Annotated in this window: 11 protein-coding genes; 5 read left to right on the forward strand and 6 right to left on the reverse strand. The window is 63.8% G+C overall.

Annotated features, from left to right (window positions below; all coding sequences use genetic code 11):
* Window positions 1–350 precede the first annotated feature (350 nt).
* Window positions 351–1784 carry a PLP-dependent aminotransferase family protein gene (locus ACIPZG_RS24465; RefSeq protein WP_400717673.1) on the forward strand — a complete coding sequence of 478 codons (1434 nt, stop codon included), beginning with the start codon at window positions 351–353 and terminating at the stop codon, window positions 1782–1784.
* Here the strand turns inward: ACIPZG_RS24465 and ACIPZG_RS24470 are convergent.
* Together ACIPZG_RS24470 and ACIPZG_RS24475 are read right to left on the reverse strand one after the other, a co-directional pair.
* Window positions 1777–2973 (reverse strand): CynX/NimT family MFS transporter, encoded by a 1197-nt coding sequence (locus tag ACIPZG_RS24470; protein WP_400717675.1) that lies wholly within the window; start codon window positions 2971–2973, stop codon window positions 1777–1779. The genes ACIPZG_RS24465 and ACIPZG_RS24470 overlap by 8 nt on opposite strands.
* Window positions 2970–3428: a nucleoside deaminase gene (locus tag ACIPZG_RS24475; protein ID WP_008098496.1), complete on the reverse strand. Its 459-nt coding sequence runs from the start codon at window positions 3426–3428 to the stop codon at window positions 2970–2972. The genes ACIPZG_RS24470 and ACIPZG_RS24475 overlap by 4 nt, the downstream gene beginning before the upstream one ends.
* A 202-nt stretch (window positions 3429–3630) precedes the next feature.
* On the opposite strand from ACIPZG_RS24475, the gene ACIPZG_RS24480 reads away from it, so the two are divergent.
* Window positions 3631–4068, forward strand: coding sequence for a carboxymuconolactone decarboxylase family protein (locus tag ACIPZG_RS24480; protein WP_008098498.1), 438 nt, complete (start codon window positions 3631–3633; stop codon window positions 4066–4068).
* A gap of 70 nt (window positions 4069–4138) precedes the next feature.
* Here the strand turns inward: ACIPZG_RS24480 and ACIPZG_RS24485 are convergent, their stop codons facing one another.
* Window positions 4139–5149: an AraC family transcriptional regulator gene (locus ACIPZG_RS24485; RefSeq protein WP_008098551.1), complete on the reverse strand. Its 1011-nt coding sequence runs from the start codon at window positions 5147–5149 to the stop codon at window positions 4139–4141.
* 168 nt (window positions 5150–5317) lie between these two features.
* Between ACIPZG_RS24485 and ACIPZG_RS24490 the strand changes: the two genes are divergently transcribed.
* Genes ACIPZG_RS24490 through ACIPZG_RS24500 form a run of 3 tightly spaced genes read left to right on the forward strand, consistent with a single transcriptional unit; the run spans window position 5318 to window position 7956 of the window.
* The gene (locus ACIPZG_RS24490) at window positions 5318–6502 is read left to right on the forward strand and encodes an acetyl-CoA C-acyltransferase family protein (protein ID WP_400717677.1); all 1185 of its coding nucleotides are present in this window, start codon (window positions 5318–5320) and stop codon (window positions 6500–6502) included.
* An 11-nt stretch (window positions 6503–6513) separates the two neighbouring features.
* A complete protein-coding gene (locus ACIPZG_RS24495) occupies window positions 6514–7362 on the forward strand; it encodes a 3-hydroxybutyryl-CoA dehydrogenase (RefSeq protein ID WP_400717679.1) in 849 nt (282 codons plus the stop codon).
* Between the two features lie 12 nt (window positions 7363–7374).
* On the forward strand, window positions 7375–7956 hold the full coding sequence (locus tag ACIPZG_RS24500; protein ID WP_400717681.1) for a TetR/AcrR family transcriptional regulator: 582 nt from the start codon (window positions 7375–7377) through the stop codon (window positions 7954–7956).
* 85 nt (window positions 7957–8041) lie between these two features.
* On the opposite strand, the gene ACIPZG_RS24505 is transcribed toward ACIPZG_RS24500, so the two are convergent.
* The 3 genes from ACIPZG_RS24505 to ACIPZG_RS24515 all read right to left on the reverse strand — a co-directional run bounded on the left by ACIPZG_RS24505 (window position 8042) and on the right by ACIPZG_RS24515 (window position 22840).
* Entirely contained in the window at window positions 8042–10942 is a 2901-nt protein-coding gene (locus ACIPZG_RS24505) for an RHS repeat-associated core domain-containing protein (protein WP_400717683.1), read from the reverse strand.
* 79 nt (window positions 10943–11021) lie between these two features.
* On the reverse strand, window positions 11022–15362 hold the full coding sequence (locus ACIPZG_RS24510) for a SpvB/TcaC N-terminal domain-containing protein (protein ID WP_400717685.1): 4341 nt from the start codon (window positions 15360–15362) through the stop codon (window positions 11022–11024).
* A gap of 98 nt (window positions 15363–15460) precedes the next feature.
* Entirely contained in the window at window positions 15461–22840 is a 7380-nt protein-coding gene (locus ACIPZG_RS24515) for a neuraminidase-like domain-containing protein (protein WP_400717687.1), read from the reverse strand.
* Between the last annotated feature and the right edge of the window lie 312 nt (window positions 22841–23152).

Consider the following 23152-nt stretch of genomic DNA (forward strand, 5'->3'; position numbering starts at 1 on the left):
CGCTTCGCTCCGGGGTTCCCTCACTCCGGTCTTGCTCCCGGGAGGACCGCGCTGCAGGCCCCATCCTGGGGCCCAGCGCTCGACGGGCATCCATGCCCGTCGCCTCCCTCCGCAAGACCTCCGTTCGGCCTCCTGAAGTCGCAATTTGCGGTGCCTGAACTACCGTGCGCTTAAAAGCAAAAGCGAAAAGCGAAAAGCGAAAAGCGAAAAGCGAAAAGCGAAAAGCGAAAAGCGAAAAGCAGAATCGCGTTGTGCTTATGGGGGATGCTTTGACATCGCGTTGCGTGAGGGCAGCGGTAGAATTCAATAAAAATCCGCTATTCTCAGCACTCCTGCGCCCGGCCCCCACCATGGAACTGCACATCCGCCTCGAAGGCCGCAAAGGCCTGGCCGACCAGCTCTACCAACAGCTGCGCGCCGGCATCGACAGCGGCCACCTGGCCGCCGGCTCACAGCTACCCCCTACCCGCCTGCTGGCCGAACAGCTGGGCGTGTCACGCAAGACCGTGGCCGAAGCCTACTCGCGCCTGACCTACGACAACCTGCTCAGCGGCGTGGTAGGCCGCGGCACGTTCATTACCCCACGCCAACCCGTGCGCAGCAACGAAGCCCAGACAGTCCCCCTGGCCGCAGCCGCCTCGCTGGGCCGCTGGCAACAGCGCGCCACGGTATTGGCAAGGCGCACCCAGGAAGCCCCATCGCGCTACGACTTCGTCGGCGGCGCGTCGATCAAGTCGCAGTTCCCTTTCGACCAGTGGCGCAGCTGCCTGAACTACGCCCTGCGCCGCAGCCAGCGCCACCCCGAGCGGCAGTTCACCGCCCAGGGGCTCCCGGAACTGCGCGAGGCCATCGCCCACCACGTTGCCTACACGCGAGGTGTGCACTGCAACCCGGCCGAGGTACTGGTGTGCAACGGCGCCCAGCAGGCCCTGGACCTGATCGCCCGGGTACTGATCGAACCCGGCTGCCCGGTGGCCATGGAAGACCCCGGCTACCCGCCAGCGCGGCAGCTGTTTCTGGCGTTGGGTGCAAAACTGCAATCCGTGCCGGTGGATGACGAAGGCCTGTGCGTGGAGCAAATCGCCGACGGCACCCGGCTGATCTACGTGACGCCTTCGCACCAGTTCCCCCTCGGCATGCCGATGAGCATTCAGCGCCGCCACGCCCTGCTGGCTCGGGCCGCCGAGCTCGGCGCGCTGATCATCGAAGACGACTATGACTGCGAGTTTCGCTACCAGGGCCCGGCAGCGGATGCTCTGCAACGGCTCGACCGTCAGGGGCTGGTGGCTTACGTCGGAACGTTCTCGAAAACCCTGCTGCCGGAGCTGCGCCTGGGCTATGCCGTGCTGCCGCCCGCCGTGCTCGACGCGGCCTGCGTAGCCAAGCACCTGAGCGACTGGCACAGCCCCACCCTGCTGCAATGGGCGCTGGCGCGATTCATCGGCGAAGGGCACCTGAACAAGCACATTCGCCGCTGCCATGACATCTACAGTGCCCGGCGCGAGCGCATCCTCACCCGCCTGGACGGTGACCTGGCACCCTGGTTCAACGCGATACCGGCCAGTGCCGGGTTTCACCTCAGCGCACTGGCGCAACCTGGCGTGGATGTCGAGCTGCTGGCCAACCTCGCACGCAAGGTAGAGGTTGGCCTTTACTCGCTGGCGCCGTTCTTCGACGAAGCGCCTGTGCGCCCTGGATTGCTGCTGGGCTTCGGCGCCATCGAGCTGCTGGACATCGACCCGGCACTGGACCGGGTCCGCGATACCCTGCAGCGCCTCAGTTGACGGCTGCCGCCCCGCCGCCCTGCCCCCGCCGGGCAATGGCGGCAGCGTAACCGCGCGGGGCAAAGCAGGTAGTGACCAGCAGCATGGCCAGCACGGTGACGGTCAACAGCGTCCACGAAGCCTGGAAATCGCCGCTCACATCGCGCAGCCAACCGGTGATGTAAGGCACGATTCCGGTGATGATGAACCCGACCCCCTGCACGAACGCCGCGAGGCTCCCCGCCTCTGCCGGCGTCTTCAGATGTTCCAGGGTCAAGGTGAGGCTCAAGCTGAAGCAAGCTCCCAGGCCAAAACCGATCATCGCCACCCAGACGCCCATGGCCCCGTTCGGCGCCAGCAACAAGCCAAGGAAGCCCGCCAACTGGATCGCCAGCGCCAGCCACAGCCCTGGCCGACGATCCGCCCAGCCGCGCAGCAACAATGGCAGGCCCAGCGCACCGGCCACCTGGAAAATGGTCATCAGGCCAACCAGGTCACCACCGCCCTGGGCGGTGCCGCCATGCTCCAGATGATAGGCCGGCAACCAGGCGACCATGCTGGTGTAGCCCCCGTTGATCAGGCCGAAGTACAACGCCAGCAGCCATGCCCGACGCGTGCCGAACCAGTGGCCACCGGCAGCGCCGGCCAGTTTTGGCGCAGCATCACGCGGACGTAGCATGGCCCAGGCCAGCACCGCCAGCAGCGCCGGCATTGCCCAGACGCCAAGGCCCGCCTGCCAGTGGCCAAAGTGCCCGCTGATGTGCGGCCCCAGTACTGCGGCCAGCCCGCCGCCACTCATCAGCGCAGCCGAATACAGGCCCATGGCCGCGGCCAGGCGGCCGGGGAACCAGCGATTGACCAAGCCGGGCATCATGCCCTGCACCACCGCCACGCCGAGGCCGGCCAGCACTGCACTGGCGAGCAGTGCCCATGCGCTGTCCAGCTGCAGGCGCCACAGGCAGGCCAGGGCAATGGCGGCGAGGCCGCCGAGCATGCCGCCATGCTCGCTGATCCAGCGCCGCAGCCAGGGCTGCAGCAACGGCACCAGGCCCATGCACAGCACCGGCAGCGCCGTCAGCAACGCGGCTTGCTGGTAGCCCAGGCCGGTGCTGGCGCGCATCGGTTCGAGCAACGGCCCGATGCTGGTCAGGATCGGCCGCAGGTTCAGGGCCAGCAGCACCACCAACAGCAAGTTCAACGGCCCTCTCATTGCGCGTTCGCCTGCTTCCATTGCAGGTACAGGTCTGCCTCCCCTGCAGGCTTGAGCGGACGCAACGGCAGGCTCTGCTGCTGCGGCGGGCGGGCCATCTGCGCATAGACGGCGGCGGTGGACAAGCCATAGGGCTCGCCTTCGTCGTTGTCGTAGGCGAACCAGGCACGCTCGATGCCGCACAGGTGCATGGCTGCCAGGCACATTGGGCAAGGATGGCCAGTGGCATAGATCTCGGCACCGTCCAGGCGCGTCCGGCCCAAGGCCTGGGCGGCCTTGCGAATGGCCTGCAGCTCGGCGTGGGCAGTCGGGTCCTGGGTGCTGTGGATCTCGTTGACGGCGCGGGCGATCACCTGGCCCTGGTACACCAGCACGGCGCCGAAGGGCCGTCCACCGGCCTGGATATTGGCGCGGGCCAGGTCGAGGGCTTCGCGCATGTAGCGTTCTTCGGACATGAATCGGATCTCCTGGTGCAAGACCCGATCATTATCCCGCCTCCTCGACCGCGGCTGAAATGAAGAGATTGGATGCCTGTCAGTGGCCTCCTTAATGGCCCTGATTGGCCTCCAGGCAAAGTGCGTGATTGGCTATCGGGCCGCTGGCTGGGCGGCGTTAAGGTAGTGCCATGTCCACACTGAATCCCTCTCGGAGAACACCATGCACAACCGTATCGAATGGGCCAAACACTCCCCTGAAGCCTACAAGGCCATGGTCGGCCTGGAGCAGGCCCTGGCCAAGAGCGGCCTGGAGAACTCGCTGCTGGAGCTGGTGCGCCTGCGTGCTTCGCAGATCAACGGCTGCGCCTATTGCGTGAACATGCATGCCAATGACGCGCGCAAGGCTGGCGAGACCGAAGCGCGGTTGCAGACGTTGAGCGTGTGGCAGGAAACCCACTACTTCACCCCGCGTGAGCGTGCGGCGCTGGCCTGGGTCGAGTGCTTGACCCGCCTGCCCGAGCGTGGCGCGCCGCAACCGGAGTACGAGGCGCTGCAGCAGCACTTCGAGCCGGCGGAGGTGGTCAACCTGACCCTGGCCATTGCTACCATCAATGCCTGGAACCGGTTTGGCGTCGGGTTTGCGATGGTGCCCGCCTGATAGCGGGTCGATAGCCTGTACCGGCCCTTTCGCGGGACAAGCCCGCGAAAGGGCCGGTACAGGCGTACCACTACCGAGCAGTCAGCTTGGCCCGATAGCTCCCCGGGCTCTGCCCCGTCCACTTCTTGAACGCCCGATGAAACGCACTGGGCTCCTGAAACCCCGTCTGCTCGGCGATTTCGGCAACACTCAACACCCCTTCTCGCAAGCGCTCGAAGGCCATGGCCCGGCGCACCTCGTCCTTGATCTGCTGATACGAGCGCCCTTCACGCTCCAACTGCCGGCGGAAGGTGCTGGGGCTGATGCCTTGCTGCCTGGCCAAAGCCTCCAGCGTCGGCCATTGCCCATAGCGCCGGGCTCGCAGGTGCCGGTAGACCTCGGCAACCAGACCGTTCTGGTTGCGAAAACGGATCACCAGCCCTTGTGGTGCACTGCGCAGGAAGCTCTTCAGGCCCGCCAGGTCCTGCACCACCGGCAGGCGCAGGTAGGCGCTGTCGAATTCCACTTCGGTACGCCCGCTGCCCAGGCGCAGATCCGGCCCCCAGAGCAACAGGTCATCGTCCTGGGCCGGGCGCGCGACCGCCAGTTCGGTGCGGTCGATGGCGATGCGCCGACCGGCCAGCCAGCACAACAGGCCCATCATCAGCACCAGGTAGGTTTCCTCGGCGTAGACCCGGGTCAGCGGGTCGGCAATCTGCGACTGCACGCTGATCACCGCCCTTCCTGCGCGCACCGTCACGCTGCCGCGCAGGTCGCGCAGGAACAGGGCGAAATTGCCCATGCACTGGCGCAGGGCCTTTTCCAGATTCGGCTCCTGAATCAGCCCACGGCAGATCAGAGCAAAGCTGCCCAGCGGCATGCCATGGCTGTCGAGACGAAAGAACTCATCGTCCAGCTGATGGATCAGCGCCAGCCACAACTGCGCGAAGGCCTTGGCCGGCACCCGGGCCTGCGGTTGCGCAAGCAGGCTCGGCGCGATGCCCACCGCATGCAGGTGGGCATCGCGCGCCTCGGGCTGCTCGCGCAGGGCGTGCAGCATGGCATTGAGAAAGTACACGGCGACCGTATCGGTATCGCGCATGGCGGAATTCGCTGTCTATGCTGAGTGGCAAAAAGTGCCAGGTTGACTGAACAGAATCGGCATAGGCTGCAACAGAGCCTTTGCCTAGACTCGGACCCCATCCGGGATCGCCGGCCATTCTCGCAGAGCCTGGCCCGCTCCCGCCATGCCTAAGCTATCGGAGCCTTTATGAGCAGCCCAGAAATCTACGTCGTCAGTGCCGTCCGTACCGCCATCGGTGGTTTTGGTGGATCCCTCAAGGACCTGCCGCTGGCCGACCTGGCGACCACCGTGACCCGCGCCGCCATCGAGCGCTCGGGCGTGGCCGCCGAGCAGATCGGCCATATGGTCATGGGCACCGTGATCCCGACCGAAGCGCGCGATGCCTACCTGTCGCGGGTTGCCGCGATGAATGCCGGTATCCCGAAGGAAACCCCGGCCTTCAACGTCAACCGCCTGTGCGGTTCGGGCCTGCAGGCGATCGTCTCGGCCACCCAGTGCCTCTTGCTCGGCGATGCCGACGTGGCCGTGGCCGCCGGTGCCGAATCCATGAGCCGTGGCCCGTACCTGCTGCCGCAAGCCCGCTGGGGCGCGCGCATGGGCGATCTGCAAGGCATCGACTACACCGTCGGCGTACTGCATGACCCCTTCGAACACTTCCACATGGGCATCACTGCCGAAAACGTTGCGGCCAAGAATGGTATCACCCGCGAAATGCAGGATGAGCTGGCCCTGACCAGCCAGCGCCGCGCCGCCCGCGCCATCGCCGAAGGCCGCTTCGACAGCCAGATCGTGCCGGTGGAGCTGAAAACCCGCAAAGGCGTCGTGCAGTTCGCCGTGGACGAGCACGTGCGTGGCGACGTCACCGCCGAGCAACTGGCCGGCATGAAGACCGTGTTCAAGAAGGACGGCACCGTGACCGCCGGCAACGCCAGCGGCATCAACGATGGCGCTGCCGGTCTGGTGCTGGCCAGCGGTGACGCCGTGCGTCGCCTGGGCCTCAAGCCCCTGGCGCGCCTGATGGCCTACGCCCACGCCGGCGTCGAGCCTGAGCTGATGGGCCTGGGCCCGATCCCGGCCACCCGCAAGGTGCTGGAAAAAGCCGGCCTGAACATCAATGACCTGGACGTGATCGAGTCCAACGAAGCCTTCGCCGCCCAGGCTTGCGCCGTCGCCCGCGCCCTGGACTTCGACCCGGAGAAGGTCAACCCGAACGGCTCGGGCATTTCTCTCGGCCACCCGGTCGGCGCCACCGGCGCGATCATTGCCACCAAGGCCATCCATGAGCTGCAGCGCATCCAGGGCCGCTACGCGCTGGCCACCATGTGCATCGGCGGCGGCCAAGGCATCGCCGTGGTGTTCGAGCGCGTCTGAGGGAGTTTGCAATGAGCATTGAACAGATCGCCGTGATCGGCGCCGGCACCATGGGCAACGGTATTGCCCAGGTGTGCGCGGTCGCCGGCTACCAGGTGCTGCTGGTGGACGTTTCCGATGCCGCGCTGGAGCGCGGTGTGGCCACCTTGAGCAAGAACCTGGAGCGCCAGGTCAACAAGGGCACCCTCGATGCCGAGCGTGCCGAGGCAGCCAAGTCGCGCATCCGCACCAGCACCGACTATGCCCAGCTGGGCGCAGCGCAACTGGTGATCGAGGCGGCTACCGAAAACCTGCAGCTCAAGCAGCGCATCCTGCAGCAGGTGGCGGCCAATGTGGCAGCCACCTGCCTGATCGCCACCAACACCTCGTCGCTGTCGGTCACCCAGCTGGCCGCGAGCATCGAGCACCCTGAGCGCTTCATCGGCGTGCACTTCTTCAATCCGGTGCCGATGATGGCACTGGTGGAGATCATTCGCGGCCTGCAGACCAGCGACAGCACCTACGCGCAAGCCCTGGTGGTCACCGAGAAGGTGGGCAAGACGCCGATCACCGCTGGCAACCGCCCAGGTTTCGTGGTCAACCGCATCCTCGTGCCGATGATCAACGAAGCGATCCTGGTGCGTCAGGAAGGCCTGGCCAGTGCCGAAGACATCGACACCGGCATGCGCCTGGGCTGCAACCAGCCGATTGGCCCGCTGGCCCTGGCCGACCTGATTGGCCTGGACACCTTGCTGGCGATCATGGAGGCCTTCCACGACGGCTTCTGCGACAGCAAGTACCGCCCTGCCCCACTGCTCAAGGAAATGGTCGCGGCCGGCTGGCTGGGACGCAAGACCGGCCGCGGTTTCTACAGCTACTGAGGAGCGAACGCCATGGCCTTGGTCAATGCCGCAATGCGCTGCACCAGCTTTGAAGAGCGACGAGACCGGGCCATGGCGCTGTTTGCCGAGAAAGGCTTCGGCCAGGTCAGCATGCGCGAGTTGGCGGCGCATGTGGGGTTGACCGCAGGTTCGCTGTACCACCATTTCCCCAGCAAGCAGGACCTGTTGTTCGATTTGATCGAGGAGCTGTACGAGGAACTGCAGGCCACCCTGGAACTTGGCCGTCGCGCCATGGCCCGTGGTGGTTCGGCACTTTCATGCCTGATCGCGGCGCATTGGCAGCTGCATGCCGAAAGGCCCTTGCAGTTTCGCCTGGCCGAGCGGGATTTCTGTTGCTTGAGCGAGGCGCAGCAGGAACGCCTGGCGGCGTTGCGCAAGCGCTATGAGGCGGGTTTGCTGCGCTTGATCGCCCCAGGGGCGAAAATGCCTGGGGAGGGGTTGGCGGCGACGGCGCAGGTGGTGGCGACCTTGCTCAACCAGCTGCCGGGGATGCTCAAGGCATTGCCGCAAGAGCAAGGATTGGGGTTGATGGAGAACCTGCTGGTCGGGGGCATCGAGCGGACGCTGGGCTAGCCGGCAGGGCGGTATGCGCATCCACCCTATGGATGCGCATCCGCTTGATTGCATGCAGGAGCCTTTGGGGACCTGGTCAAGTCATCTATCGCAACAGGGGTTGCGGCTTCAAGGCCTCCCTTTCCCGATGGCTGACACCGCGCTGTTTAGGGTTGGCGCCCAGGACACTGTTGTCATCTTTGAGTTGTACGGCTACGTGTTGCACCTTGCCGTCAAAAGTGACTTCATAAATCGGTCGCCCCGACTTGCCTGCTTCTTTACCTTGAATGCCCACAATTGCACCGTAGACCAAGGCCGACATCACCAATTCAAGGATCATTTTGTCGGTACTGATGCCCTGCTGTTTGAAATCGGCACGGTGCTCTTCGGTTATATGCTTGAAGCCCTCCTTGCTGGTACCTCGGTCGACGAACACAACCTCTGTTTTCCCTGTCTTTTCATTTTGCCGTTGCCCGATGGCCAGAATGCTTTCTCCACTGGCCTTTCTGTCAGTGGGCAGACGTGACTGGAGCCTGTCATAGACTTCTCTGTTGTACTGGCGTGTGCCAAATTCCCTCACGGGCGCAGCCGGCGCCCGTTTGGTTTGCTGTCTCTTTTCTATCGTTTCCATAGCCGCAGTTTTGGCCGCCTTGTTGGCCTTCATCCTCTGTTTCTTTGCCTTGCGTGCCTCGAGTTCCTTTCGATGCTTTTCAGCGAAAAGGCTTGCCACTTTAGCCTCGCCATCGGGGGCAGGCGGGTCTGCAGCGGGCGCAGGGTCGACGGCGCCGGAGCTGGCACCCTCACTCCCCGGCGCTGATGAAACCGAGGGTGAAGGGGCCCCGCTCGATTCACCTTCGCTCTCGCTGTCGCTCTGGGCCTGTGCCGACGCTACGCTGAAGCCGAGTAGACTGGCCACACTCCTGAGCATCAAACCCTGCTCGTCGACCATCGTCAGCGGGTTGTTGCACACCATCGAGAACAGGTTCAGGCCATCCACCGCCCCTGCAGGGTCCGCGCTCAACCAACGGCCCAGCCAAGGCTGGTAATAGCGATGGCCGTAATAGTAGAGCCCGGTGGCGTCACGCTCCTTGCCCGAATAACGCACGAACTTGTAGCGCCCCTGCATTTCGCTGCCCGCCGCCCATACCGCCGTGCCCCCGTAAGGGTAATACGCCTCCTGGCTGATGACGGCACCGCTGCCATCGACCTCCAGGCAACCGCTGCCCAACTGGTCGGCATAGCTGTAGCGCAACTGAGCGTCCGGTAGCTCGGGCGGTTTGCCTGTTGCCCAGTGCAAAGCCCGCACCTGGGCATGCCCGTTACCGCCCAGGTCCACCACTTGCAACGCTTGCGTCAGCCTCTCGCCCTGCAGGGTACTGCGCAGCTCCAGGCCGGGCAGGTACTGCACACGCTGCGTGCGCTGCCCGGTCGCGGTCTTGCAGGTACTGATCTTGAGCACGCGCTGGTTGCCAATGTCGTAGCGGTAACGCTCACCATCGTCCTCCTCCCCCTCGCGCCGCACCGGGGTTACCGAGTGCAACTCACCACGGGGTGTCCAGGCCAGTTGCTGGCCCGGCAACAAGGTTTTCTGCTCGCCACTGGCAGTGAACAACGCCTCGACGGCGGAGGCGGCGCGCGTGAGCGAACTGTGCACGGCCCGGTTGCTGCGGTCACTGACTGTGAGATCGGTGGTGTAGCTGTGGTTACTGGCTGGCGCGCTATGGCGCATGCGGGTCAGGTTGCCAGCGCTGTCATAGGTATAGGTGCGGCTGTAACGGGTGTAGGTGACATTATCCAGCCTGGCCAGGGCTGGCAACTTGACGCCCTGCTGGCCGGCGTTCGCCATCTCGCGCCCGCTGGCACCGACCAGTTGGTACAGGCTGTCGTAGGCATAGGTGCTTTGCGGTTCGACTTTCTGATTGCGCCAGTAGCGAACGGGCTCGGCAGCGTCGCGCACATTCACCACATTGCCGACCGGGTCGTAGGTATAGCGCAAGTCCTGCAGGACCTTGGCGCCACGCGCATGCCCTGCCGGTCGCTCAGTGCGCACCGCCGCCAGGCGCTGGGTGCGCGGCTCATGTCGGTAATGGGTAACCAGGCCGTTGCCATGGGTTTCTTGCAGTTTTTTCCCGGCCGCCGAATAACGCAGGGAATCGACTATGACCTGCTCACGGCCACTTCCAAGCGTCAGCCAACTGCGCTGGAGCAGGCCGGCCACATCGTAGGCCTGACGACGCAGGTGCCCGGCAGCATCGCGCTGGGTCAGCCATGCGCCGGTCGCATCGACCGTGCTTGTCGTGCTGCTGGCTTCGCTAGGCGGCTGCAGTTGGGCATCCCATTGTGCCGGGTGCTGACCGTGCCAATCGGGCCTGGTCAGCGGGTTGTCTGCCGCAGCCAGCAGACGTTGTGTGGTGGCAAGAGGCTCGCCCGTCAAGCTGTAGCTGTGCGTGCTCAGCAGACCTGCCGTGTGATAGTGCAGGCAAGGCCGGCCAGCCAGGTTGTTGGCTTGTTGCGCCTCAGCGTTTTCCCCATAGACCAGGCGTTCCAGTCGACGGGGCGAAAGGCCGTTGACCTGCTCGCTGATGCCCAACAAGCGTCCGGGCAGATCGGCGCTTTCGTAGTGCCAGGTACGGGTGACCGCCTCGCTGCGGTCGTACCTGCCATGCTCGTCAAGGGCGATTCGGGTCACGAGCAGCAACGGCCGCCCGGCCGCGTCGCCGAGGTTGATCGACACACCAGCGTCGGCACTTTGCGTGCACACCTGGCGCCCCGCCAGGTCGGTCAGCCAGGTGAAGTTGACCCTGCCGCTGGCATGCAGGCGCGGATCGCTGCTGTGGCTCATGAAACCCTTGGCGTCATGGCGCTGACGCGATATCCGAGGCTCGGTCAGCGACAGGGTATCCGGGTGACGGTGGTAGTCGATGGTTCGGGCCACCAGGCCGCGGTTGTCCAGCACCGTCACGGTGGGTGTATTGCGATGTACAGCGTTATCCGTAGGAGCAGGCATCAGGTGCCTCCTGTTCTTGAAATCTGCATTGAAGTGAGCCGCATGGCGTGCGTGGTTGCGCACGCCATCAAGGTCGCACTCAGGCCGTATCGTTCTCGTCTTCGGCCACCGTGAACCAGGGGTAATAACCGGTACGCCGCTGCCAGCCGGCCGCGGTGAGCACGCGACGAACCCGCCCCAGGGCGTCGTACAGGTGGGTGTCGGCGTACAACCCCGCGCGGGCGCTGTCGTCTTGGATGAAGCGCCAGTCATCGAGGTAATACGGCAACCAGGTACGCACGGGCTGGCCTTTGTTGTCGTATTCGGTCTTGCCGCTGACCGCCCAGCGCCGCTGCGTCGGGCGGATCAGCGCGGCGCCCGTGGCATCGCGTTCGAGCCCGCCGGCAGCGTTACGCACCAGGGCGTCACCCGGCGCACTCAGTACGGCGGTCTGCAGCAGGCGTCCTGCGCCGTCGCTGTGGGTGACGCTCAGGCGCAACTGTTGCGCGGGGTCGCCGTCGTAGCGGTCGGTCTGCAGGCTGATGACATGCGAGGGCTCGCGCTCATCGCTCAGGTCAACGGCGGGCAAATGGCCAGCCTTGAGCAGGCGACGCAGGGCCAACTCGCCCATTCGGCCAGGCAGCGGGCGCCCCTGCTTGTCACGTGCGCGTGGCATCCAGCTGTCGGCCACCACGCGATGCGCCATGGCTACCGGCACCTCGCCGCCCTTCAGGGCCAGGATGCCTTCCACCGTCGCCGGCAGGGTGAATGCCCTGACGCTGCTATAGCCGGCCGGCTGGCCATGCTCGGTACCCCGGAAACGGCTTTGCGTCACCCGCCCCAAGGCATCGAGGCTCACCTGGTGCAGGTTGTCGTTGGCATCGGTCAACGTCACCGGGCTCAGGAAACGCCAGTCATGTTGCACACGGGTTTCCAGACCCGCGGCATCGACCAGCTTGTGCACCTCTACCGCGTGCGGGCTCCAGTCGAGTAGAAGCTCGCCTGCTTGTTCATGGGCACGAAGCGCGGCAAGGCGATGGAACCGCTGCGCACTCTGGTACCGGGCCAGGTCGTGGCGGCCGACATGCACGCGCTTGCCATCTTCCGCCAAGGTAACCAGGTGATAACCGCCCTCGGCATGCCACAGTGCCGCTTCCTGCGGCGACAGGCTGGCCTCCAGCACTTCCAGCGTCGCCTGCTCGAGTACGGCGATTTCGCGGTAGGCCACCAAGGCCTGGCGGTTCGGCAGCGGAGTCGACTGCCCCAGGGCATCGCACCATTGCTGGCGCTGATAACCCGTCAAGGTGGCATCACCCAGGTGTTCCAGTGGACTGCCTGGCGCCAGCAGATGCTCTACGCAAAACCCATCCTGCGCCAGCGCATGGGCTGGCACCGTCAGCACATCGCTGCGGATCGCCTCAAGCAGACCGCAGCGGTGCTCGTGGCCGCGTTCCAGGTGGCGTACCCGATGCCGCCATACTTCCAGCCACAGGATGTTCTGCTGCGGATCGCGGGCATCGGCCTCCAGCCCCTGAGGCAGCGTGGCAGGATAAGGCGACGGGATCACGGCGGCCCGCCGCGGGTAATGCACCTGGGCGTGCTGCAATACATGACCGTGCCTGTCCTGGCGCAGCACCAGCGTCTGGGTGATGCGTGGGTCCTCGGCAATCCGCTCGGTGCCCAATGCCAACGTTTCCACTGCCGTGACCAAGGCGGCAGGCCTGTCGGCGTGCGCGGTCTCGTAGACACGTACCTGCCAGCGCTGGCGCTCGATGCTGTACGGCACATCAGCACGTTCACTGCCGTCCAGGCCGTAGGTTTCACTGCGCACCTGTGCGCCCCTCAAGGCCCGGAGCAGCCAACGGCGGGCCGCGCCCTGCGGTACGTAGGCAACATCCCGATCACCTTCAAGACGGGTGAAGCGCGTGGCCCGCAAGGCAAAGGCCCGCTCTGCGCTGCGTTGCCCGGCATAACCCTGCGCAGGGATACCGTCCGGCTCCTCTACCCCACTGAAGAACCAGCGCCGCACTTGCGCTGGTGGTGAGCGCTCGGCTGCCGTGCCTTGGGCATCGCTCAGCGTGTCGGTCTGCACCAATTGCATGAAACCGCGGAACTCGCGCTCCTCGGCGTCCCACACCGCGCACCGATAGTGCATGCCACTGACCGTGCGCAGCCCACTGATATCATCCACCGTGGTGATCTGGGACACCGTGTGCACCGGAAAAGGCAAGCGGCTGACCGCCTTGCGGCCCTGACGCTGCAGCTCCAGCTTCTCATCCAGCCAGCACTGCGCGGAGCTGCGGTAGTCGAACAAGGTGCGGCTGCCGGTGTTACTGCACACCTCGGCGAGCAACCACGGGCGTCGATCATTGAAGCGCAGCGCCCAACTGCGCGGCACCACGTGTGGCACGCTGAGCACCAGCTCTGCAGTACCCTGGCCGCGCAAATCGACCAGTTGCAGCTTGCAGGTCGAATCCAGAACAACGCCGTCAGGGGCCGCGATGGGTTCAGCTTCGACAAAGCGGTTGCCGTTATGGCTGATGAATACGCGTATGCGATCAGGCTCTACATAAAGCAGGTCCGTGGTACCGCTGCCGTCGGTATCGCCGAGCAATACGCGCGCGGCGTTGAAATGCTCGATGGCAAAACCGGGCATTTGCACAGGGTTGGCAAAGCGGCCATGGCCGAGCATCGGCCAGTAGGTGACGCCCTCGGCAGTCACTTCGACCCACTGCTGCAAGCCGGTTCCTGCCAGGTCGGCAAAGGCCACCAGACGGTGCTCCCCCCCCGCCAGGGGCAATGTGGGGCCGGGTCGGATGTCCTGCGCAGGCTGCCAGCCGGTACCCCGTACCCGGGTGGACAGGCGCACGCTGCGCGGCCCGATCATGACCATGTCCTGCAGCCCGTCACCGGTCAGGTCGACCAGTTGCGCAGCGCCGTGGGCCAGCTCGACCGGCATCGCTTCGGCAGCAATGAAATCGCGCCACTGGCCGTCCGGCGCCAGGGTGAAGCTGCCGCGCAGCCCCGGCAAATTGATCAACCATTGCGGTTGGCCGTCAGCGTCGAGGTCGGCCAGTACGCCCGTGCCTGGGCGTGGCGCACCGGGCAATGCCTGCGCCGGCCCCCAGGTCACGGCATCGCCACCGGCATCGCTGTTACGCTGTGGCGCACGATACAGCCAGGCGCCTGCATCCTGGTACAGCAAGCCGGGCAGGCCCTCCCCGTGCAAGTCCGCCAACTGCCACTGCGGCGCACTGAAGCCATCGAGGTCGGGCAATGCTTCCCAGCCTGGATTCACGCGCCCCGGGCGGCTCGGCTCGAACTCCACCGGTGGCAATGACTGCGGTGTGCCGTCTGCTTCATATGCGACCTGTTGCGCCGCCACCAACACCGACGCAACACCCGAAGCGTCATACTCAAGGTGCAAGCGCGAGACCAACTCGGGACGGGGGTCCTGCTGACCCGCCATCATCCGGGTTCGATGCCAGAGCAATACTTCGTGACAGAGGCGCCTTACCCGCTTGTCGAAGCCCCAGCGCCAGTATGAAAAGCAGTCCCGGCGCACGGCCCAAGGCGTCTGTACCGCAAATGCGGGCGGCGTGTTCACGTCCACGCCCCGCTCGCCGTAGTCCAGTTGCATGACCGTCATGAAATCCTCTTCACGAAACGCCTGCTCTGGTATGAGCAAGGCCTGGCGCGCAGTGGCATTCATGGCATGCACTGCAACCAGGTAGGTGTTGGCCACCTGCGGGTGCATCGACCGTTCATGCTCATCGCAACCGACCTGGTCTTCGCGGCGATAGCGGTAGACCACATGTTCACCGGTGGCACTGACCGTCTCCTCGGCAAACCAGCACGCCACATGCGCCGGTGCACCGGGCTCGGCCACTCGTGCCGAGGCCGACCAGCCAAACAGGGTAATACTGCCGTCGGCATGGTATTGCAGCCAGAAGCCCGGCGAATCGGGGCTGGCTTGCGCACACCAGTGCTCCAGGCGTTGGTCGCGGCCGCCGCTGCGCGGCACCCAGGCAGTGACCGTATGCACGGCGGGCACGTCGGAGAATGGCAAACTGGCGACCTGACGCGCAGCGCCCTTGTCGAGCAGGATTTCCTCACCGTCCGGCCCTTGCCAGCGGTCACTGCGGGTGTAACGGGGGATACCCAGACGGTCGATGCAGCAGATGGCTGGCGGCGCACAGTGCCAACCGGCACCAAATGCACCGTTGCCGCCTGAAGAACGGTAGGTCAGGCTCAATTGCGGCGTCAGCTCGCGCCCAACCGGTAACGGCAATGGCAGTGACCAGCCTGCAGCGCCATCGGCGCTGCCCACAGACAGCATGCCGCCGCCCGCCGAAACGGTACCTCCGCCCTTGGGCAGCGCGGGTGGGCTGAACACAGGTTCGCCACTGGCACCCGCCGGGGTGACAGATAGATCGATCATGATAATGCTCCTCGATGACCCTCACGCCTCGGCGTCAAGGTCAGGAAATAGGAAGACAGCCTCGCGGCGAAGGCACCTGAGTGCCTTCGCACAGGTTGTTAGCGAACGGTGAATTGCACGTGCAGGATGATGTCGCTCAGCCGCTCCAGCAGTGCCCGCTGTTCGCCCTTGGCTTGGGCGAAGTTCAAGGTCAGCGTCGTCTGGTCGTCGCGGTCATCGGCCTTGGCAATGTGCAGCCCTTCGAACGGCAGCAACTGCGCACCTTGGCGCATGAACGGGTAACCGTTGAGCTGGCTGAACTGGCCGTTGTCCTGTACGGCATGCGAGAGACTGCACTGCTCGCAGCCGACGGGGAGGCCCCGGGCATTGGTCAGCAATCGCGCATGCACGTCCTGATAAGGCCCCAGCAATGCCGGCAGCGATACCGCGATGCTGCGGATGCGTCGCGCCGCGGCGGTCTCGAAGCCTGCCGCCAGGTTCAAGGCCTTCAGGTCGAACTGGATCGACAGCACGCCGCCTGCCGCCAGCGCGAGGCGACCGGGGGATTGCGCGGAGGCGACCTCCACCGTATTGCCGGCCACTATCGCCTTGACTGCGGCGCCCAGGCTGACGGCCTCACCCCGCACGGTGAGCTTGCCTTCGAACAGCTTGGCCAGGGACACCGTGCGGGTCACTTCCAGTTCGCGCTTGTGCCACTTCACCCAGGCGGTTTCCATCTGCCCCAACGCCAGCATCAGCCCTTCGCCACACAGCAAGCCCGCCCAGGCGCTGTTCCAGGTGCCGGTGCGCAAGTAGGTCGCGCTGTCACCTTTCTCCCATTGCAGGGCCTTTTGCGCCATCAGGCAGCGCGACACCGTAAGGTCGTAGTAGGTGTAGAAGATGCTCGCCAGGCGCGCGCGCAGCCAGCTGTACATGGCCTTGCCGGTAAACTTGCCCTGGTACAGGGCAAGCTGGGCCTGGGCATGGGCGGCCTGGGCCTGCAGGTGCGCGAGGTGCATCTGCGCGGAGGTTTCACGCACGGCCAGGGCTTGGAGTTGTGCCTCAAGCGTTTCCATCTGCTTTTGCGCCGATTCGCACTGGAACTTCCAGTCGACACGACGGCGTGCATAGATCTCTTCCTGGGTAATCCGGTTAGCGGCTATGCCCAACGATTTCGACAGCGTGGCAAAGCCATAGGCGACCGCCTTGAGTCCTTCCTCTGGCCTGGCGCCACCGTTGGCGAGACCGAAGATGCTGGGGAACGCGGCAATGACCGCCGAACCGGCCATGGCCACGACTTCCCCGGCCGCTGCTGATCCAGATGCAATTTGCAGTTTCAGTGCCTGGTTTTCCCTGTCACTGATATGGCCTTCATAGAGCCCCAGGTAGTGGTCACGACTGACCGTTGCCGCCGCCAGCGAACTTTCCAGAGTGACGCGGTCGGCGGCCAACTCCCTGAGGGTCTGCTTGTACAGCCCCACATTGCTGTCGGCAAGCTCCGCGCCCTGGCTGGCCAGCAGACCGGCCAATGCCTCAGCATCCTGGTGTTCGAGAATCCCTTGCAACGTGCTGCCAAACTGAATGAGCTGGGCAGCCATGCTACGGGCCCCTTCGAGCAAGACGCTGAAGCGCAGCGCCGGCACGTCGTTAACCTGGGGCAGCCCACGCTCGCCACCGGCCTGTGCTGCAATTTCTGCCGCCAGCAGCGCCTTCGGATCGGCGGGGGTAGCGTACAGCGGCAAGCTCAGCGGCTGGCCATCGAGCGTCAGGTTGTGGCGCAGGTTGTACTGACGGATTCGCAGCCCCTCCCAGTAGCCGAGCATCACCCGGTTGACCTCGGGCAGGAACCGGTTGTTGCCGCCGGAGGCTGCGGCCTGGCCCAGCATGGGTTCGATCCATGCACTGTCCGGCGGTGTCCAGGGTGCGTCACCGAGCAGGCTCAAGGCGCGCTGGTACCAGATGCTGGCTTCGCTGAGGGTGTCGCGTTGCAACTTGCGGTAGGCCGCATCGCCACGGCCGATGCAAATGTCCAGCAGACGCATGAAGACATTGAGCTTGTAGTGCAGCGGGTTGTTCTGGGCCACGGCGTCCGGGTCCAGCGCCAGCAGCGGTTCATCGTTCCAACTGCTGTTCTCTTCTAGCGGCCGCACCTTCCACATCCGCTGCGTGCTGCTGCCTGCCTGGGCAGAACCTGCCGGATCGTAGACATACTTGAGCCACTGCTCGGCAAGGTCGAAGCGTTCTTCCTGGAGGAAGCGCTGCATCACCATCATCGGCGTGTAGTAGAACAACTCCCAGAAATAGAGCGCGTTGGCGCCGGTGAAGTCCATGCGATTACTGGCGTTGCGGCCGAATGCCTGGACGCTGACCACAATGTCCTTGTGCAGCCTGCTACCCCCGACAGACGAGGCGCGGACATCAGAGTCACGCAGAATTTGCAGGGTCTGGCTGTCGATCACGATGCTCAGGTTGTTGCGAGCCTCTCGGCGCCCCGACTGGTATTCAATTTCCAGGTGATAGGCCTGTTGAGTGCCATACACCAGCCCCGGCCCAATCAGCACATCGGCCAGTACCGTGACGTTGTCACGGAGCTCGTCGGACCAGAGCAAGGTTCGCGAGTGCTGTGCGGTGGCCAACCAGACCTTTGCCCAGCGCGCATTGCCATGGAAGGTCGGCTTGTATGCAGGCAGGGTCAGACGCACCATCACGCCAAGGTCAGGCTCGGGTATCTGTTGGGTGTCATGGCTGAGTATGGTGCTGATACCCGCAACGGCCCTTACCGTGAGCTCCCGAGCGAACAGGGTGTTGAGGCGAGTCATGTGCCCTCTGTGCGCCAGGTATTGTGCACCTTGGCCAGTGGTACCGATGATGGCGGTCTGGAGCACGTCGGCATCTTTGTACACCTTCACGGTGTAGGAGCGGGCGTTGCCGTTACCGAACTGGAACTCGATTCGGTGCATGGCCTCGTTGGCGCGGCCCCACTCGGCTATATCCCCGATCCGGGCAGTCGTATTGAAGTGCACCAGCGCCTGGCCCTTCGCCAAGTCGTATTCTTGCGTTGCCCGCATGGTTATCGAGCGTTTGCCATCAACGCTGTAGATCCTGCAGAACACCTGGGCAGCGGGTACCTTTCCCAGGTTGAGCCCATAATCCCTGGGAACGATATTCTCCTGTCCAATCCCACCAGGGTAAGCCAGCGCCTCGGTGATACTGACAGGTGGATGACGCACGGTCAGACCGAGTGCTCTGGAGGCGAAGATCAGCCTCATGCCCGTCAGCGGATAGTTCCCGACGTCTATCTTGTAGCGCCCCATGTAGGCTTCGCCGGCAGTACTCGAAACCATCCGCCATTCGGCCAACTCCGTATTGGGCGCTGCATCACCCACATGCTGGGGCGCGCGTGAGTATTGAAAATGCCTATTCATACGTTCGCTGCTGATGCACAGGTATCCCCAGAACTGCCCTCCTTCATTGCGCACCAGAAATGCACCATGACCACTGCGCAGCAGCCCCGGGATTGCAACGCCCGTGTTACCGAGCGCCGGGTACTGCGCGACCAATGCTGCTACCCACTTGTTCTCGATGGCTGGGCGCCGGGCGTTGACCGACAACTCGCTGCGCAAGGACAAGCTGTAGGTGTTGCCATCCGCCGCTGAAACCTGGGCATGCGCAAGCTGCGCATCAAACCGAGCAAACCCTGCGGGGGTTGCCGAGCCGCTAGCCACGGGCATGCGCTTTTCCGCGTTCGGTATCCCTAGCCCTTCGAAGACCGCGCATGTACCGGTTTCTTCAGCAGTATCCAGCCAGTGATGAACCCGGGCCAGGTAGGGAGCGATACTCGCCAGGTTTCGGCTGCTGAAGTTTTCCATAATGTGCAGGCCGGCAATGGACGAAGCTTCGGAGGCGTTGGCCTCGGCGCGATCATAGATGCCCATCAACAACCCTTCGCGCTCCGGCCACGCGACAAGGAACAGCGAAAGGTTGTTCAGGCGAGACTCGGCGCTGGCATTGATGGCGAGCGGGTAGTCGATAGGCGCGCTCCACTTGCCGTCGTAGCGCAGCCAGGCAAGCTTGAAGGACCAGCGCCATTCTCGCAGCGCCGGCTGCCCCTGGCTGTTGCGGGTAATGATCTGCTCCTGGCGTTCGACCCACCCCAGGTGCAGCCTGCCCCTGAACACCACTGGCCGTATCAGGCGCCCCTGCACCTGCGGGGCCAGTTCGATCTTCGTCCAGGCGCTCCAGGCATTGGCTGGCAGCACGCCTTGCGCGCCACGCTTGGTTTCGTTCACCGTGCGCCACCAGTAATGGTGAGGTTCGCCACGGCTGCGCCCGACAAACCAGGACTTGCCCTCGTTGGCATCGCGGCTGTCGTGATAGGCACTGATCGTTTCGAGGTTGGCCACCTCCTCGAACGCACTAAGGTAACCGTGGAAGGCGTCGCCCACCGTGTCGTCGTTGATCTGCGCCTGGCCCAGGGCCTGGAGCATGTCGTCCATCGCCTGCGTCTGCCCCAGTCGCAGCGTCGGATCGATGTAGTTTTCCGGGTAGTACATCAACATCTGCCCCGCCGCCCAGGTTGCATAGGTGGCGTTCCAGCGCGTCCAGTCAAGGAAGAACTGACGGCTCAGCACCGCCTGTCGCACACCTCGCGGGTCTTCAGGCTTGGACAGGGTGCGATGAATGAACTGCTGCAGGGCCGCCAGGGCTTCGGCGATACGGCTGCTGACCACTTGCTCGGCGTTCAGCACATCCACCAACAGATGCTGGTTCAGCCCTTGAACGGTGAAGTTCTGCCGCGCGGTCAGCACGCCGGTGAGCGCCAGGCTGAGCGGCCGCTCGGTGGCGGCATGCGCCACTTTTGCCTGCGCCGGCCTCAGGCCCGCCTGAAAAGCATCCGCCACCGGCTGCCAGTTGGCCCAATTGGCATCCAGGGCAAGCAGTGCCTCCAGCGTTGCCGGCATCACACCATAGGTTTCGGCCAGCGTTGCCCACTGCAGCAGCACGTCGATCTCTTCCCAGCTGCCTACCCTGGTCCCCGATATCAGGTCATTCTTGCCATGTGCGTAGGTGGCTGCCTGCTGCAATGCTTGCGAGGAAACGCCAGTCGCCATCGCAAGCTCAGCCAATGCAACGCCCCTTTCCAGGCCCCCCAGCAAGCCACCGCCAGCACCCGATGGGTCAGCAAGCCTGGCCAGCCATGCACTGAAGTTGCCGAGCGAGACGATGGTCTGCAGGTCCCTCGGCAAGCCAGCGCCGGGAATGCGCCCTGCCCTGGTCGACAGCAGCTGTGGTTTTTTCACCAACAGGCGCAGCACATCACCCGTCACCCCGCAGGCATGGACAATCAGCGCCATTTGCGCAAGGCCATAGGCGAAATCGACCACGTTACGTGCATAACTCGCCGACGCAGCGGTCTTGCGCAGGCTTGCGCATGCCTGCTGCAGGGTCAGCCCGCCAGGCTTTGCCAAGTTCCCCCAAACCAACAGGGACTTGGCGAGCGCATCACTGCTGAGATTGAACGTCGACACGATCAGTGGCGAGAGCACATCGATCAGGTCTTCCACGGCCGCATTGTCGGATAGCTGCGCGACGTCCAGGGTGCTCCTGAGGTCATTCAATAGATTGACGATTTCGGTACTGACCGGAACCGACCGCACGGCACGGGTCATCAAGTGCAAGTCCTGAACAGTCCAGCCGCGTTCCCTCATCCAGTCATGGGTGCTGCACAGTGCTTGCAACAATTGTTGCCAATCGCTGCTTTTCAGCGAATGCATCGGATGGGGTGCGCCGAGCATCTGCAACAGCTGGCGCAGTTCGCCAGGGGTCAGCCCGTGATGCCGCGCCCACAGGCTCAGGGTGTAGAGCCCAGACAGCTGAGACAAGTTGGCATCGATAGCGATACTGTTCGGCGTAGCGCCGCTCATTAACCGACCCAGCTCGTACAAGCCCTGGTCATCCGTGTGGAATGCGCGCTTGAGGGTCGCCTTGATGTCGGAATTCACGCTGGCTTGGCCAGGATGCAGCAAAAGTCGCGTAGTGGAGGTGCTGAAACCGCCCTCGACCAACGGCGGGTCATTGAACAGGCGATCGAACTGGCTTATTTCACCGTTATCGGCTGTCTGGGAGATCAGCCCCCGGGCCATCAGCAACGCTTCCTGATGGTCGATGGCATGACGTGCAACCAGTTGCGCAGTACGGTAGATGACGGCCAGCGTCTCGTCGGTGATCCGCAGAGGGTCGACGCTGTGCATGATGTCTTGCAATACAGCCATGGGAAGACCCGTGGCCTTGTACAGGCGAACGATCTTGTTCAGGGTGAGTAGATAGGCCGCTACCGACTGGCGCTGGTAGCTGGCATTGAACGAGTGGGGATGGGTACCACCGCCGCCATCGCGCGACTTCACCCATTGTGTGCGAAACGTGAAAGCGGCGGGAACTTCCTTCCACTCGAAACGTTGGCGATATTCTGTATTGGGTAATAATTCCGCGACCCCATAGTCTTCCGCTCTTATATTCAGGGAAAACGCCCCGCTGACGTTGAATCGGGCAACACGACTGACTTTGAGATTGAAAGCCAGTTGCCATGCACCGTCACCCAAGGGGAAGAGTCGGACATAATTCAAGAATGAAGAGGGGCCACTCAATGTCAGTTTCATGACTTCATAGCCGACCCGGGTCGTCAGCACGTTTTTATCGTATTGCGCGTTATCCAATGCGCCCATGAACCTTTGCAGGTCAGCATCCGGCAGGCCAAACCAACTGCGCAGGCGCGCCGGCTCCATCATCAACTCCGGCGTTACCCCCGGGAAGTACCGGGTGAATTTTTCCTCAGCGTTGCTCCCGTTGATCTCATCCGTCAGCAAGCTGCGCAGTGCCGGCGGGATGTCATAGCGAAGGCAGGCCAGCGCGGTATCATCCAGGTGCTTGGCAAACTGCGGCGCCGCGTGCAGTCGGGAGAAATCCTCATCGCGCAGGGCAAATACCTGGCGTAGCCGATTGTGTTGAAAATGGTAGGGCGTGCCACTGGTGCCGACATCGCTTGCCAGCGACTCCAGCACTTTATCGTCGCTCAGCACTGGGCTAGCCGGTGTAGCAAGCGCCGTGCGCGCCCGACTGAGCAGAATTTCGTTGGACAGGCTCAGGGCAGCGATTGGCGTGTCCAGGTTTTCCTGCCCCAGCAGGAGCTGCCTCAGGTCTGGGCGGCGTTGGTCGATATGCCAGGGGTTCTGCTCTGGGTATAGCGCCCTCGCCTGTCGATACAACGCGGTCAGGTACGCGGCCGGGGAGAACATCGAGGATACGTCCCCAGGGCTGCAATATTGCTTCGAGCGGTCTTGGCGCCAGTCTTCATCAGCGGGGATGTCGTGCGCCCGCGTGCTGACGTCTTCATGGGCGACAGCGTCTTCAGGTATGGCTTCGATGGGCTGGTCATCACCGTATCGCAGTGCGCTCGGCACCAGTGGCGACGCACCGATGATGGCGTTTTTCTTTTCAATCATCTCAAGATCGCAGGCCCCGCGTATTTCATTGTGCAACTCAGTGAGGTCAGTTGAATCCGCCCGCTCCCCCAGTTGCTCACGCAATTCCTCGAGGGAAAGTTCACCGATGCATGCCAATGACTCGCAGCTGCCGTTATCGATCAAGGATTGAAGCTGTTCAGAATAGTGTTTAGGCATGGCAATACCCTATGACAAAGAAGAACTCGAAAGTGAGTTCGTTATTTCCATCAAAAGAGCGCCATTGATTATGACGCCCGTACTTCGATAGCACCGAAAGTACGTGAGGGCGTCATTTGAAACGACTAGCACATT

The organism is Pseudomonas sp. NPDC089395 (genome assembly GCF_044749525.1).
Lineage (GTDB): Bacteria > Pseudomonadota > Gammaproteobacteria > Pseudomonadales > Pseudomonadaceae > Aquipseudomonas.